The sequence below is a fragment of the Cellulomonas sp. plas2 genome (assembly GCF_057221735.1).
Map to the genome: position 1 here is coordinate 814,762 of NZ_CM170155.1, position 13,396 is coordinate 828,157.

Here is a 13,396-nt window from a genome sequence, read left to right on the forward strand (position 1 = left end):
CGTGGCCACCGAGGGCCCGGCGCCCGTGCACGCGCCCTCGATGGCCGACGTCGCCGCGCTCGCGGGCGTGTCCCACCAGACCGTCTCCCGCGTCGTCAACGAGCACCCGAGCGTCCTGCCGGACACGCGCGAGCGCGTCCAGGCGGCCATCGCCGCGCTGGGCTACCGCCGCAACAGCGCCGCCCGTGCGCTGGTGACCCGCCGCTCGGGCGTCCTGGGCGCGATCACCATCGGCGGCACCCACTACGGGCCCACCAGCACCCTGCTCGAGCTGGAGGACGCGGCCCGCGCGGCCGGATTCGTCGTCACCGTGGCGACCCTGCGGCAGGGCGACGAGGCCGCGGTCGGCCACGCGCTGGAGCGGCTGCTGGAGATCGGCGTCGAGGGCGTGGCGGTCGTCGCCCCGACGACCCAGGTCGCCGACGTGCTGTCCGGGCTGCGCGCCACTGTCCCCGTGGTCCTCGTCTCGTCCTACACGGAGGGGCCGCGGCCCGAGGGGGTGCACGCGGTGGCGGTCGGCCAGCGCGCCGGCGCCCGTCTGGCCACCGAGCACCTGCTCGCGCACGGTCGCGCGGAGGTGGTGCACGTCGCCGGCCCGCAGGACTGGTTCGACGCCCGTGACCGCGTCGCCGGCTGGCGGGACGCGTGCGAGGCCGCCGGGGTGCCGGCCCGTACGCCGATCGGTGCCGGCTGGGACGCCGCGGACGGGTACGCCGCGGGCCGACGCCTGCTCGACGAGGGCCTGCCGCCGGCCGTGTTCGCGGCCAACGACCAGCTCGCGCTCGGCCTGCTGCGGGCGCTGTCGGAGGCCGGCGTGCGGGTGCCGGACGACGTCGCGGTCGTCGGGTTCGACGACGAGCCCGGCGCCGCCTTCTACAGCCCACCGCTGACGACGGTCCGCCAGGACTTCGCCGCCCTCGGCCGCGCGGCGGTCGACTCCCTCACCTCGGTCCTCGCCGGCGGCGACCCGGGCGACAGGGTGCTCACGCCGCAGCTCGTCATCAGGGCGTCGAGCGCGACCTGACGACGCCCTCCGGGGTGAAAGACCGCTCCGGGCTAAGGTGGTTCTCAGGTTGAGGGAACAGCCTGCGGACTGCAGCAGCGACGCGGCCCGACGCCCCGCCTCCTTCTGCAGCAGCCGACCCGGCGAGGGCCCGCACTCTCTTCAGAAGGAAGAGCCATGTCCCTCGACGACTTCCTGCACCTCGGCGCCCTGTCCTCCGGAGCCGGCCCGGACCTCGTCTGCACCGTCGGAGGTGCGCACCCCGTCGTCGTCACCCTGTCCGGGGAGCTCGACGGGCAGGGCGGTCCCTTCCTCGTGGGGTTGGCCGGCCTGGTCGCCTCCCGTCCCGGGGTGGACGTCGTGGTGGACCTGACCGGGGTCGGGTACGTCGACGTGGCCGGGATGCGGGCGCTGGCCACGGCGCGGGACCTGGTGGTGGAGCGGGGCGGCGAGCTCAGGGTGCGCGGCGCGAGCGGGACGGCCCGTGTCGTGGCCACGGTCATGGGTCTGGAGGAGCTGCTCGACGAGCGAGCCGGTGCACCTGCCGGCGCCGTCGCCTCCGCCGCCGTCCCCACCGACGGGCCCGTCGCCGTCGTCGCGGTGCCCGGGCTGACCACCGGCGTGCTGGAGCTCGCGGCGGTGCCGGTGCACCACGCGGAGCTCCACGCCGCCCTCGGGGCCTTCGCCGACGTCGTGCTGCGGACGGTCCCGGGCGCGACGGCCGTCAGCGTGCAGCTCGGCTCCGCGGCGGAGCCGACCGAGGTGCCCTCGACGTCGCGGCGCGCCGCGGAGCTCGACGGGTGGCAGATCCGGGCGGGCGAGGGTCCGTGCGTCGAGTCCGGCGACACGAGCAGGACGGTCGTGAGCGCGGACGTCCTCACGGACGCGCGCTGGCCACGCCTCGTGCGGGCCGCCCGGGCCGGTGGCGCGGTGCCGGTCGTCTCCAGCCCCCTGCTCGACGAGGGGCGGGCCATCGGCGGCGTCAACGTCTACGGGGCGGACGGCGGCGTCTTCCACGGGGGGCACCGGCACGCCGTCGAGGTGATGGCGGCAGGCACGACCACCGGCGTGGAGCAGCTGCGCCTCCACGCCGAGCTGCGCACCCAGGCCGATCAGCTCCGCCAGGCGCTGGTGTCGCGCGCGACGATCGACCAGGCGAAGGGCATCGTCATGGCGCACCGCGGCGGCACCCCCGACGAGGCGTTCACGTTCCTGTCCGCGCTGAGCCAGCACAAGAACGTCAAGCTGCGCGACCTGGCGCGCGAGATGGTGGAGCAGGCGAGCCACGCCGCGGCGCCGTCCGGGCGCCCGTCCGGCCCCCGCGGGCCGGTGGCCGCCGGCGTGCGGTCGTCGTCGGGCACGAGCCTGCCCGCACGGCGGGGCGCCGGCGGCACGGGCGCGTAGCCGCACTCCCACCCCGCCGTGACCCGCACCGGCGGGGTGGGAGAGGATGAGGGCCGGTCGACAGAGGGAGAACCACCATGTGCAGCCCGATCCGTTGCGCCACCTGCGGCGGCACCACCTGGACGGGGTGCGGCGAGCACGCCGACGCCGTCATGGCCCGGGTGCCGGCCGAGCAGCGCTGCACCTGCCGCTGACCCGTCGCCGGGCGGGGCACCGCCCGGGCAGCCTCCGGGGCCCGGGCCAGGGGTGGGACGGCCGGTCGCTGTCCGGCAGGTGGCGCTCCGGTGCGGCGTCCTCCTGCCGGCCGGCTCTCCTGCGGCGTGTCGCGCGGCGTGTCGCGGAGGCGCCGGCTCTTTGCCGCGCCGATCCGCCACCGCACCGGGCGTGGGGGCAGGAGAGACGCGTCCGCGTACCGAGCGCGAGGGTGAGAGGGGCCGGGCGGCTGGACACGGCGTGCGGTGTGAGCGCTAACATGACAGCGAACGACGAGCACGCCGTGCCGCGACGACGCGATGGAGAGACCGCATGAGCACGTCCACCCCCGACGGCGGCCCGGACGGCCGCCCCGACGCCGGCACGGTCATCGCCGCGGGCGGTGCCGCCCTCGGGATCGAGCTGGGCTCGACCCGCATCAAGGCCAGCCTGGTCGACCCGGACGGCCGCCCCCTCGCGAGCGGCAGCCACTCCTGGGAGAACCAGTACGTCGACCGGGTGTGGACGTACTCGCTCGACGCGGTGTGGGCCGGCCTGCAGGAGTGCGTGGCGGCCGTGCTCGACGACGCCGAGCGGCAGCACGGCGTGCGCCCGACGACCTTCGCGGCGCTGGGCGTCTCCGCGATGATGCACGGCTACCTGGCCTTCGACGCCGCCGGCGAGCTGCTCGTGCCCTTCCGCACGTGGCGGAACACGAGCACGGGCCGGGCGGCCGCCGAGCTCACCGAGGTCCTCGGCTACAACATCCCGCTGCGCTGGTCCGTGGCGCACCTGTACCAGGCGGTGCTCGACGAGGAGCCGCACGTCGCGGAGGTCGCCTCCATCACGACCCTCGCCGGGTACGTCCACCGCCGCCTGACCGGGCGGCACGTGCTCGGCGTCGGCGACGCGTCGGGCGTGTTCCCGGTCGACCCCGCCACGCGCACGTACGACGCCGCACGGCTGGCGCAGGTCGACGCCCTCGTCTCCGCGCGCCGGCCCGGGCTCACCCTGTCGGCCCTGCTGCCGGAGGTGCTCGTCGCCGGGCAGGAGGCGGGCCGCCTCACGGAGGAGGGCGCGCGGCTGCTCGACCCGACCGGCACGCTCACGGCCGGCGTCCCGCTGTGCCCGCCGGAGGGCGACGCGGGGACCGGCATGGTCGCCACCAACGCCGTGGCCCGCCGGACCGGCAACGTCAGCGTGGGCACGTCGATCTTCGCGATGGCCGTCCTCGAGGAGCCCCTGACGGGCGTGCACCACGAGATCGACCTCGTGACCACGCCCGTGGGCGACCTCGTCGCGATGGTGCACTGCAACAACGGCGCCAGCGAGCTCGGGGCGTGGGCGGAGGTCTTCGGCCAGTTCGCCACGGCCCTCGGGCAGAGCGCGGACCCCGACGCCGTCTTCGGCGCCCTCCTGCGCGCCGCCCTCGACGGCGACGCCGACGGCGGCGGCCTCCTGGCCTACAACTACCTGTCGGGCGAGCCCGTCACGGGCCTGGACGAGGGTCGCCCGCTCGTCGTCCGCACCCCCGACAGCCGCCTCACGCTCGCGAACTTCGCGCGGACGCAGGTCTACAGCGCCTTCGGCACGCTCGCGCTGGGCATGCAGGTGCTGGCCGACGAGGGCGTCGAGCTCGACGCGATGTACGCGCACGGCGGCATGTTCCGCACGGCCGGCGTCGCGCAGCGCCTGCTGGCGGCCGCCATCGGCACGCCGGTCGCCGTCGGCAGCGCCGCGGGGGAGGGCGGGCCGTGGGGCATCGCCGTGCTCGCGGCCTTCCTCGCCTCCGGCGCCGACGACCTGCCGACGTTCCTGCGCAACCGGGTGTTCGTCGACGGCGCGTCCGACGTCGTCGAGCCGGACCCGGCGGACGTGGCCGGCTTCGCGACGTTCCTCGACCGCTACCGCGCCGGCCTCGCCGTCGAGCGCGCCGCCACCCAGGCGCTGTGACCGGCGCCCGGATCCCAGTCCCAGTCCCCGACGAGACGAGGATGACCGACGTGACCACCGCCGTGAGCACCACGGAGAGCACGACCGCGACGACAGGCGTCGTCAGCACCGACCCCGCCACCTGGGACGAGGCCTTCCGCGCGGAGGTGACCCGCGTCCGCGAGGTCGTCGCCCGCCTGCACGCCGAGCTGCCCCGGTGGGAGCTCGTCGTCTGGACCGCCGGCAACGTCAGCCAGCGCATCCGGCACGCGTCGGGCGACCTGCTGGTGATCAAGCCCTCGGGCGTGACCTACGACGAGCTGACGCCGGAGGCCATGGTCGTCTGCGACCTCACCGGCGCGCTCGTCGAGGGTGACCGCAGCCCCTCGTCGGACACCGCCGCGCACGCGTACACCTACGCCCACATGCCCGAGGTCGGAGGCGTCGTGCACACGCACTCCACCTACGCCACGGCGTGGGCCGCGCGTGCGGAGCCCATCCCGTGCGTGCTGACGATGATGGCCGACGAGTTCGGCGGCGACATCCCCGTCGGCCCCTTCGCCCTCATCGGCGACGACTCCATCGGCCAGGGCATCGTCGCCACGCTCGGCGGCGGCCGCTCACGGGCGGTGCTCATGCGCAACCACGGGCCGTTCACCATCGGACGCGACGCGAAGGACGCCGTCAAGGCGGCGGTCATGGTCGAGGAGGTGGCCCGCACGGTGCACATCTCGCGCCAGCTCGGCGAGCCGACGCGCATCCCGGCCGAGCAGGTCGACTCCCTGTACGAGCGCTACCAGTACGTCTACGGCCAGGGCGGCGCGGTCCGCGCGCCGCTGACGGTCGTGGCCGACGACGTCACCCCCAGCAGCAGCACCAGCAGCAGCACCAGCAGCACCGACACCACGGAGGACGCACGATGAGCAAGGCCTACGCCGACCGGGAGATCTGGTTCCTCACCGGCAGCCAGGACCTCTACGGCGAGGAGACCCTCCGCCAGGTCGCCGAGCAGTCGGGCGAGGTGGCCCGCCTGCTCGACGAGGCCGGCGCCGTCCCCGCGCGCATCGTGTGGAAGCCGGTCCTCAAGGACAGCGACTCCATCCGCCGCGCGGTGCTGGAGGCCAACGCCGACGACGCCGTCCTCGGCGTCATCACCTGGATGCACACCTTCTCCCCGGCGAAGATGTGGATCACGGGCATGGACGCCCTGCGCAAGCCGCTGCTGCACCTGCACACGCAGGCCAACGTCGAGCTGCCGTGGGACACCATCGACTTCGACTTCATGAACCTGAACCAGGCCGCCCACGGCGACCGGGAGTACGGCTACATCCTGTCCCGCCTCGGCGTCTCGCGGACGACCGTCGTCGGGCACGCGTCGAACCCTGCGGTCCAGCAGCGCGTCGGCACCTGGGTGCGCGCGGCGGCCGGCGTCGCGGCGACGCGCTCCCTGCGGCTGGCCCGGTTCGGCGACAACATGCGCTACGTCGCGGTGACCGAGGGCGACAAGACGGAGGCGGAGATCCGCTTCGGCGTGCAGGTCAACACCTGGGGCGTGAACGAGCTCGTGGCGGCCGTCGAGGCCGTGGACGACGCGGCGGTCGACGCCCTCGTCGCGGAGTACGAGGAGCTCTACGACGTCGTGCCCGAGCTGCGGGCGGGCGGCGAGCGGCACGAGTCGCTGCGCTACGCGGCGCGGCAGGAGCTCGCGCTCGAGGGCTTCCTCACCTCCGTCGGGGCGAAGGCCTTCACGACGACGTTCGAGGACCTCGGCGACCTGCGCCAGCTCCCCGGCCTGGCCGTCCAGCGGCTCATGGCCAAGGGCTACGGCTTCGGCGCCGAGGGCGACTGGAAGACGGCGGTGCTGGTCCGGGCCGCGAAGGTCATGGGCGAGGGCCTGCCCGGCGGCGCGTCCCTCATGGAGGACTACACGTACGACCTCACGCCGGGGCAGGAGCTCATCCTCGGCGCGCACATGCTCGAGGTGTGCCCCACGCTGACCACCGCGAAGCCGCGCGTCGAGATCCACCCGCTCGGCATCGGCGGCAAGGAGGACCCGGTCCGCATGGTGTTCGACGCGGACGCCGGCCCCGGCGTCGTCGTCGCGCTGTCCGACATGCGCGACCGCTTCCGCCTCACGGCCAACGTCGTCGACGTCGTCCCGCCGACGGCCGAGCTGCCGCACCTGCCCGTGGCCCGTGCGGTGTGGAAGCCCCGCCCGGACTTCCCGACGAGCGCCGAGTGCTGGCTGACCGCCGGCGGCGCGCACCACACCGCCATGACGACGGCCGTGGGCATCGAGGCGTGGGAGATGTTCGCGGACATCTCCGGCGTCGAGCTCCTCGTCATCGACGAGGCGACGACCCGCCGCGGCTTCCGCGACGCGGTGCGCTGGAACTCGGTCTACCACCGGATCGCCCAGCCCCTCTGACGGGGACGGCGGCGGTCCCGGACCGCCGCCACGCCCCCGGCGGACCGCCGCACCGGTCCGCCCCGACGCCGTCCGCCCCTGCCCGGGCGGGCGGCGTCGTCCGTCCGGGCGTGACCGGGCCCACCCGGGCATCGCCCGCGGGGAGGACCCGGGCGGTCCGCACGGGCTATCCCGGCTCCCCGGACCCGTCCGCGTGCCGCCGGTCCGGCATCCTCGATGCTGCCCCCACCCCTGCCCGGCACCACCGGCGGACGGCGACGGGGACCCGGCGCACGGACGCGCCGGCGGAGCGCGCAGGACGCAGGGACGGTGACATGGACAGGATCGGAGAGGTGCGGGCGACCGACGCGTCGTCGGTCGCCCCGTCGACGACGGCCGGGACGTGGGCGGAGCCGACGCCGGACGCGGTCGCCGCGACGGGGTCCGCTGTGGCGGGCACTCCCGTCGCGGTCTCGTCGCCGGCCGCCGCCGCGGCCACGGCGCAGGACGTGCACGACGAGACCGCGCCGGACGCGGTCGAGGTCGCCGTGCAGGCGGCGGCCGCCGCCTACGCGGCGGTGCGGCGCCGACCCGGCATCGACGTGAGCGGCTCCGTCAGCGTGGGCCGGACGGCCGCCACGGTCGGGGTGCACGTGACGACCCACGGCATGGACACCCGCGCGTGGGTGGAGTGGGGTCGCGACGGGGCGTCCGCGCGCGTCGGCGGGGTGGCCGTGCCGGGCAGCGCGGAGGCCGGGAGCCAGGGCGTGCGGCTCAGCGGCTTGCTGCCCGACACCGTCTACAGCTTCCGCGTCGTCGCGAGCTCGCGCAGCGGCATGGCGTACGGGCCGGTGCAGGCGTTCCGGACCCAGGCCTGAGCCGGCGCCCGCCCTCCCCGCGTCGCGGGCCGTCGCGGGCCGTCGCGGGTCGGCACGGGTCGCCGGCATCAGGGCCGGGCCGCGAACCGCTCCAGCAGGTCGGCGTTGCCGGAGACGATGAGCAGGTCGTTCGCGGAGATCCGCGTCTCGGGCGTCGCGTACACGAAGTCGATGCCCGGGCTCTTCACACCGATGACGGTCACGCCGTAGCGCTCGCGGATCTTCGACTGCGCGATGGTGAAGCCCTGCGTCTCCTGCGGGGGACGCATCTTGACGATCGTGAAGCCGTCCTCCACCTCGATGTAGTCGAGCATGCGCCCGGAGACCAGGTGCGCGACGCGCGCGCCGGCGTCGGCCTCGGGCAGCACCACGTGGTGCGCCCCGATGCGCTGCAGGATGCGCGCGTGCTCGGCGCTGATCGCCTTCGCCCAGATCTGCGGCACCCCGATGTCGACGAGGTTGCCCGTGATGAGCACGCTCGCCTCCAGGTAGGAGCCGACGCCGACGACGGCCGTCGGGAAGTCCCGCGCGCCGAGCTGCTCGAGCGCCTCGGGGTTGGTCGCGTCGGCCTCGACCAGGGGGATGCGACCCGCCCACTGCGCGATGAGCTCCGGCTGCCGCTCGACGCCGAGCACGTCGCGGCCCAGGCGCTCCAGCGTGTCGGCGATCGCCGAGCCGAAGCGCCCGAGCCCGATGACGAGGACGCCGGCGTCCTTCGAGGAGTCGGGCGCGCGTCGCGTGGTGCGCGGCTTCAGCGGGTCGGTGTCAACCAATGATCGGCCTCTCCTCGGGGTAGCGGATCACGCGGCGGCGGCTGCGCAGGGCGAGGGCGGCCGCGAGGGTCATCGTGCCCGTCCGGCCGACGAACATGAGCGCCGTGAGCACGTACTTCGCGGGGTCCGGCCAGCCGCCGGGCTCCTGCGTCGACAGTCCGCACGTGGCGAACGCGCTGATCACCTCGAACAGCACGATGTCGAGGGTGAACCCCGTCATGGCGAGCAGCAGCAGCGAGGCGACCAGCACGATCGTCGCCGACACGAGCGAGACGGCGATCGCGACCTGCAGCGCCTCGCGGGGGATGCGGCGGCCGTAGGCCTCGACGTCCCGGTCCCCGCGCGCCTCGGCGACGATGGCCAGGAGCATGACGGCCAGCGTCGTGACCTTGATGCCGCCGGCGGTCGAGGCGGACCCGCCGCCGACGAACATGAGGGCGTCCATGAGCAGCCAGGTGCCCTCGTGCATGGCCCCGACGTCGACCGTCGAGAACCCGCCCGATCGCGGCATGACGCCCGCGAAGAGCGAGGCGAGGAAGGTGCCGTCGGCGTCCAGCGGCGCGAAGGTGTCGGGGTTGGTCCACTCGAAGGCGGCGACGACGACCGCGCCGAACACCACGAGCACGGCGCTCGTCGTGATCGTCAGCTTCGAGTGCAGCGTCCAGCGCCGCGGCCGGCGCAGCCGCCGCATGACGTCGAGGATGACGGGGAACCCCAGCGAGCCGATGAAGACGCCGATGATGATGGGCATGAGGACCCACCAGTCGGAGCCGTAGGGCACCAGCCCCTCGGCCGTGGGCACGAACCCGGCGTTGTTGAAGGCGGAGACGCCGTAGAAGATCGCGTGCCACGCCGCCTGCCCCACGCCCTCGCCGTCGATGACGAACCGCGGGAAGAGCACGAGCGCGATGGACACCTCGAGCAGCGTCGAGGTGACGATGACGGTCCGCACGAGCGAGCCGACCTCGCCCAGCCGGGTGAACTTCGTCTCCGACGAGACGAGCAGCCGCTGCGTCAGCCCGATACGCCGCGACACGGCCGCCCCGAGCAGGGACGCCAGCGTCATCACCCCGAGCCCGCCGACCTTGATGGCGACGAGGATGACCACGAGCCCGATCCCGGACCAGTACTCGCCCGTCGGCACGACGACGAGCCCGGTCACCGTCGTGGCGGACGTCGCGGTGAACAGCGCGTCGACGAACGACGGGCTCTCACCGCTGACCGTCGCCCACGGGCCCCACAGCCCCAGCGTCACGACGCCGATGACGGCGGCGAACACCGCGATCGCCAGCCGCGCGGGGGAGTGGCGCGCCGCGCGGTCGACGAGGTCGCGCCCGCGCTGGGCCAGGGCGATGCCTCCCGCCGCCATCCGCTCCTCCGCCCTCGTCGTCCGCGGGTCGTGCCGCCCCGCGCCATCCTGCCCGACCGGCCAGGCCCCCGCGTGCGAGCGCGCGGGACCGGTGGACGGTGGCGGTGCGCGGGTGCCACGGTGTGCCCATGCAGCACGGCGGCGGCGACGCGCACCCCGGCCCGCCGGTCCGGGTCGTCTGGTCCGAGGAGATGCTCCGCTACGACTTCGGCCACGGGCACCCCATGACGTCGGAGCGGCTGGAGCTGACGGTCCGCCTCGCGGCCGAGCTGGGCCTGCTCGACGGGCCCGGGGTCGAGCTCGTCGGGGCCGGCCGCGCCAGCGACGCGCAGCTCGAGACCGTGCACGAGGCGGCCTACGTCGCGGCGGTCCACCGCGCCGACGCCGACGGGACCCCCGACGTCCTGCGCGGGCTCGGCACCCAGGACACCCCGGTGTTCGCCGGGATGCACGAGGCGTCGGCGCGGGCCGTGGCCGGGACGGTGGAGTCGGCGGAGGCCGTGTGGACGGGCCGGGCGAGCCACGCCGTCAACGTCACGGGCGGCCTGCACCACGCCATGCCGGGCGGCGCGTCGGGGTTCTGCGTGTACAACGACGTGGCCGTCGGCATCCGCCGGTTGCTGGAGCTCGGCGCGGAACGCGTGGCCTACGTCGACGTCGACGCCCACCACGGTGACGGCGTCCAGGAGGTGTTCTGGGACGACCCGCGGGTCCTCACGGTGTCGCTCCACGAGACGGGCCAGGCGCTGTTCCCCGGCACGGGCCACGCGCGCGAGACCGGCGGCCCGCACGCCGACGGCACGGCCGTCAACGTCGCACTGCCCTCGCGCACGGGGGACGCCGGCTGGCTGCGCGCGTTCGACGCCGTCGTGCCGGCCGTCCTGCGCGAGTTCGACCCCCAGGTGCTGGTCACCCAGCACGGCTGCGACGCGCACCGCCTCGACCCGCTGACCAGCCTGCGCATGAGCGTCGAGGGTCTCCTCGCCGCCACGACGCGGCTCCACGACCTCGCCCACGACCTGTGCGGCGGCCGGTGGGTGGCCCTGGGCGGCGGCGGGTACGCCGTCATCGACGCGGTGCCGCGCGTGTGGGCGCACCTCGTCGGGGTCGCGGTGCACCGGCCCGTCGACCCGGCCACCCCGGTGCCGGCGGCGTGGCAGGCGATGGTCGAGGACCGCTTCGGGCGGTCCGGCCCGGCGCGGATGGGCGACGGGACGACCCCCGACCCCGTCCCGTGGTCGCGCGGCTACGACCCCGCCGACGACGTCGACCGGGCCGTCCGTGCCACGCGGGCGGCGGTCTTCCCCGCCTGGGGCCTCGACCCCGAGCTGGACTGAGCGTCGACCGGTCCGTCGACCGGTCCGTCGACCGGTCCGCCGTCCGGTGCGCCGACCGGCAGCAGGCGCCCGGGGGCGCGGTGCCTGCGGGGCGCGTCACCTTCCCGCCGAGGTCGCGGCCCCACTACTGTGTCCGCCGTACCCCGGCCGCGGGTGTGCGGGATGCCGGCAGCGCCGGCCGGGACGAGGATGACGCCATGGACGACAGGGGCACCGCCGGGCCGGACGCCGGCCTCGGTGGCGACGGGGCCGCTCCCGGGACGGGTCCCCGCACCCGCTTCCTCACCGTCCAGGAGGTCGCCGCGACGATGCGCGTCTCCAAGATGACCGTGTACCGCCTGCTGCACGCCGGGGACATGCCCGGCGTCCGCGTCGGGCGCTCGTTCCGGGTGCCCCAGGACGCGCTCGAGCGGTTCCTGGCCACGTCGCCGGCGACGTCGGTGCGCGCCGACGGCGGGCTCGACGCGGGCCTCGACGGCGGCACCGCGGCGGGCCGCCTGTCGTCCTAGAGGTGGTAGTCTCGCCCCTCGGACTTTCCCGGGCGTGGGCACGTGCCAGTTCCGCCGACAGCACCGCGTCGAGAGACCACCACGCCAGACAAGCTGGGCGGATCGTCGCACCGCGGCCGCCCCCCGGACTCGAGTGAGGTTCCATGGGCTCCGTCATCAAGAAGCGCCGCAAGCGGATGGCCAAGAAGAAGCACCGCAAGCTGCTGCGCAAGACGCGCCACCAGCGCCGCAACAAGAAGTGAGCCTGCGACGGGCCCGGCCTCCGGCCGGGCCCGTCGTCGTCTTCCCGGTGCCGGACGCCGTGGCGGCGAGGCCGCGGTCCGACGGGCCAGGGAGGGTCCATACAACGATGTAACGGACCCGCTAGCATCGCCGTGCGCGTCGGTGCCGTCGCGCGCGGCGCGCGTGCGCCGCTCGGGGGACGGGGGTGGCGATGCCTGCACGACGAGCCGGCGGGGCGACGATGAGCGACGTCGCCGAGCGGGCGGGCGTGTCCATCAAGACCGTCTCGAACGTCATCAACGGCTACCCCTACATCCGCGCGGAGACCCGCGAGCGCGTGGAGACCGCCATCGGGGCCCTCGGCTACCAGGTCAACCTCACGGCCCGGAACCTCCGCCAGGGCCGGACCGGGATGATCGGGCTCGCCGTGCCCGAGCTGAGCCTGCCGTACTTCGCCGAGCTCGCCGACTCGGTGATCCAGGCCGCCGAGCGCGTGGGCCTCACCGTCCTCATCGAGCAGACGGGCGCCGTGCGCGAGCGCGAGCTCGCGGTGCTCGCCGGCAGCCGCCGCGCCATGACGGACGGCCTGCTGTTCTCGCCGCTGGCCATCCTGCGCGACGACCTCGAGCCCCTGCTCGGCGCGCACCCCGTCGTCCTGCTCGGGGAGCGCATCTTCGACGCCTCGGCGGACCACGTGACGATGGCCAACGTCGAGGCGGCCGAGGCGGCCACCGCGCACCTGCTCGGGCGGGGCCGTCGTCGCGTCGCCGCCGTCGGGGCCCACCCCGGCGAGGTCGTGGGGTCCGCCGCGCTGCGGCTGCAGGGCTGGGAGCGGGCCGTGCGCGCGGCGGGCCTCGAGCCGGACCCCGCGCTCGTCGCCGAGGCCGGTCTCTGGCACCGCGCGACGGGGGCCGACGCGATGCGGCGGCTGCTCGACGAGGGCGTCGAGGTCGACGGGGTCTTCGCCATGAACGACGCCCTCGCCCTCGGCGTCCTGCACGTCCTGCACGAGCGGCGCATCCGGGTGCCGGAGGACGTGGCCGTCATCGGGTTCGACGACATCGACGAGTCGGCCTACGTCGCGCCGACGCTGTCCACCATCGCCCCCGGCCGCGAGCAGATCGCGCGCACCGCGGTCGACCTGCTGGCGCAGCGCATCGAGCACGGGCCCGCGGCGGGACCGTTCCGCCGCGTCGTCGCCGACTTCACGGTCGTCGAGCGCGAGTCGTCGGCGCCCCACCCCGGCTGAGGGCGGGGGTCCTCGGTGGCGGCCGGGTCACGATCCGGTCACGGCTGACGGTCCCAGCCATTCGGGTGGTGGACTTCTGCCCGGTTTCCTCTATCGTTGTACTACAACGTTGGAGACGGCC

Annotated in this window: 11 protein-coding genes and 1 pseudogene; 10 read left to right on the top strand and 2 right to left on the bottom strand. The window is 75.2% G+C overall.

Features of this window, described 5'->3' with window-relative positions; genetic code table 11:
- The first annotated feature begins 1 nt into the window (after position 1).
- From AC2TDM_RS03620 to AC2TDM_RS03645, 6 genes are all read left to right on the top strand, one after another.
- Positions 2 to 1,024 (top strand): LacI family DNA-binding transcriptional regulator, encoded by a 1,023-nt coding sequence (locus tag AC2TDM_RS03620; protein WP_308439557.1) that lies wholly within the window; start codon positions 2 to 4, stop codon positions 1,022 to 1,024.
- A 156-nt stretch (positions 1,025 to 1,180) separates the two neighbouring features.
- Positions 1,181 to 2,407 carry an ANTAR domain-containing protein gene (locus AC2TDM_RS03625; protein WP_484635854.1) on the top strand — a complete coding sequence of 409 codons (1,227 nt, stop codon included), beginning with the start codon at positions 1,181 to 1,183 and terminating at the stop codon, positions 2,405 to 2,407.
- Positions 2,408 to 2,932: 525 nt separating this feature from the next.
- Positions 2,933 to 4,552, top strand: a complete 1,620-nt coding sequence (locus AC2TDM_RS03630) for a xylulokinase (protein WP_484635855.1) — start codon at positions 2,933 to 2,935, stop codon at positions 4,550 to 4,552.
- Positions 4,553 to 4,593: 41 nt separating this feature from the next.
- Positions 4,594 to 5,454: an L-ribulose-5-phosphate 4-epimerase gene (locus AC2TDM_RS03635; RefSeq protein WP_090031774.1), complete on the top strand. Its 861-nt coding sequence runs from the start codon at positions 4,594 to 4,596 to the stop codon at positions 5,452 to 5,454.
- Positions 5,451 to 6,959 (top strand): L-arabinose isomerase, encoded by a 1,509-nt coding sequence (araA, locus tag AC2TDM_RS03640; protein ID WP_090031775.1) that lies wholly within the window; start codon positions 5,451 to 5,453, stop codon positions 6,957 to 6,959. The genes AC2TDM_RS03635 and araA overlap by 4 nt, the downstream gene beginning before the upstream one ends.
- A gap of 314 nt (positions 6,960 to 7,273) precedes the next feature.
- On the top strand, positions 7,274 to 7,816 hold the full coding sequence (locus AC2TDM_RS03645) for a hypothetical protein (RefSeq protein ID WP_484635856.1): 543 nt from the start codon (positions 7,274 to 7,276) through the stop codon (positions 7,814 to 7,816).
- A gap of 68 nt (positions 7,817 to 7,884) precedes the next feature.
- On the opposite strand, the gene AC2TDM_RS03650 is transcribed toward AC2TDM_RS03645, so the two are convergent.
- Together AC2TDM_RS03650 and AC2TDM_RS03655 are read right to left on the bottom strand one after the other, a co-directional pair.
- Positions 7,885 to 8,589 carry a potassium channel family protein gene (locus tag AC2TDM_RS03650; protein ID WP_484635857.1) on the bottom strand — a complete coding sequence of 235 codons (705 nt, stop codon included), beginning with the start codon at positions 8,587 to 8,589 and terminating at the stop codon, positions 7,885 to 7,887.
- Positions 8,582 to 9,958, bottom strand: coding sequence for a TrkH family potassium uptake protein (locus AC2TDM_RS03655; RefSeq protein ID WP_484635858.1), 1,377 nt, complete (start codon positions 9,956 to 9,958; stop codon positions 8,582 to 8,584). Before AC2TDM_RS03655 ends, AC2TDM_RS03650 begins: the two co-directional genes overlap by 8 nt.
- A gap of 128 nt (positions 9,959 to 10,086) precedes the next feature.
- On the opposite strand from AC2TDM_RS03655, the gene AC2TDM_RS03660 reads away from it, so the two are divergent.
- From AC2TDM_RS03660 to AC2TDM_RS03675, 4 genes and pseudogenes are all read left to right on the top strand, one after another.
- Positions 10,087 to 11,295, top strand: a complete 1,209-nt coding sequence (locus AC2TDM_RS03660; protein WP_090031781.1) for an acetoin utilization protein AcuC — start codon at positions 10,087 to 10,089, stop codon at positions 11,293 to 11,295.
- Positions 11,296 to 11,570: 275 nt separating this feature from the next.
- A pseudogene (locus AC2TDM_RS03665) lies at positions 11,571 to 11,804 on the top strand (helix-turn-helix domain-containing protein); the annotation flags it as partial.
- A gap of 143 nt (positions 11,805 to 11,947) precedes the next feature.
- Positions 11,948 to 12,046: a 30S ribosomal protein bS22 gene (locus tag AC2TDM_RS03670; protein WP_003792170.1), complete on the top strand. Its 99-nt coding sequence runs from the start codon at positions 11,948 to 11,950 to the stop codon at positions 12,044 to 12,046.
- A 221-nt stretch (positions 12,047 to 12,267) separates the two neighbouring features.
- Positions 12,268 to 13,275 carry a LacI family DNA-binding transcriptional regulator gene (locus AC2TDM_RS03675; RefSeq protein WP_484635859.1) on the top strand — a complete coding sequence of 336 codons (1,008 nt, stop codon included), beginning with the start codon at positions 12,268 to 12,270 and terminating at the stop codon, positions 13,273 to 13,275.
- Positions 13,276 to 13,396: the final 121 nt, after the last annotated feature.

What these genes read in the sequence shown, in the direction of transcription:
- AC2TDM_RS03675 (WP_484635859.1), top strand. Translation starts at nt 12,268, where the DNA reads ATGAGCGACGTCGCCGAGCGGGCGGGCGTGTCCATCAAGACCGTCTCG.
- araA (WP_090031775.1), top strand. Translation starts at nt 5,451, where the DNA reads ATGAGCAAGGCCTACGCCGACCGGGAGATCTGGTTCCTCACCGGCAGC.
- AC2TDM_RS03655 (WP_484635858.1), bottom strand. Translation starts at nt 9,958, where the DNA reads ATGGCGGCGGGAGGCATCGCCCTGGCCCAGCGCGGGCGCGACCTCGTC.
- AC2TDM_RS03645 (WP_484635856.1), top strand. Translation starts at nt 7,274, where the DNA reads ATGGACAGGATCGGAGAGGTGCGGGCGACCGACGCGTCGTCGGTCGCC.
- AC2TDM_RS03625 (WP_484635854.1), top strand. Translation starts at nt 1,181, where the DNA reads ATGTCCCTCGACGACTTCCTGCACCTCGGCGCCCTGTCCTCCGGAGCC.
- AC2TDM_RS03630 (WP_484635855.1), top strand. Translation starts at nt 2,933, where the DNA reads ATGAGCACGTCCACCCCCGACGGCGGCCCGGACGGCCGCCCCGACGCC.
- AC2TDM_RS03670 (WP_003792170.1), top strand. Translation starts at nt 11,948, where the DNA reads ATGGGCTCCGTCATCAAGAAGCGCCGCAAGCGGATGGCCAAGAAGAAG.
- AC2TDM_RS03660 (WP_090031781.1), top strand. Translation starts at nt 10,087, where the DNA reads ATGCAGCACGGCGGCGGCGACGCGCACCCCGGCCCGCCGGTCCGGGTC.
- AC2TDM_RS03635 (WP_090031774.1), top strand. Translation starts at nt 4,594, where the DNA reads ATGACCGACGTGACCACCGCCGTGAGCACCACGGAGAGCACGACCGCG.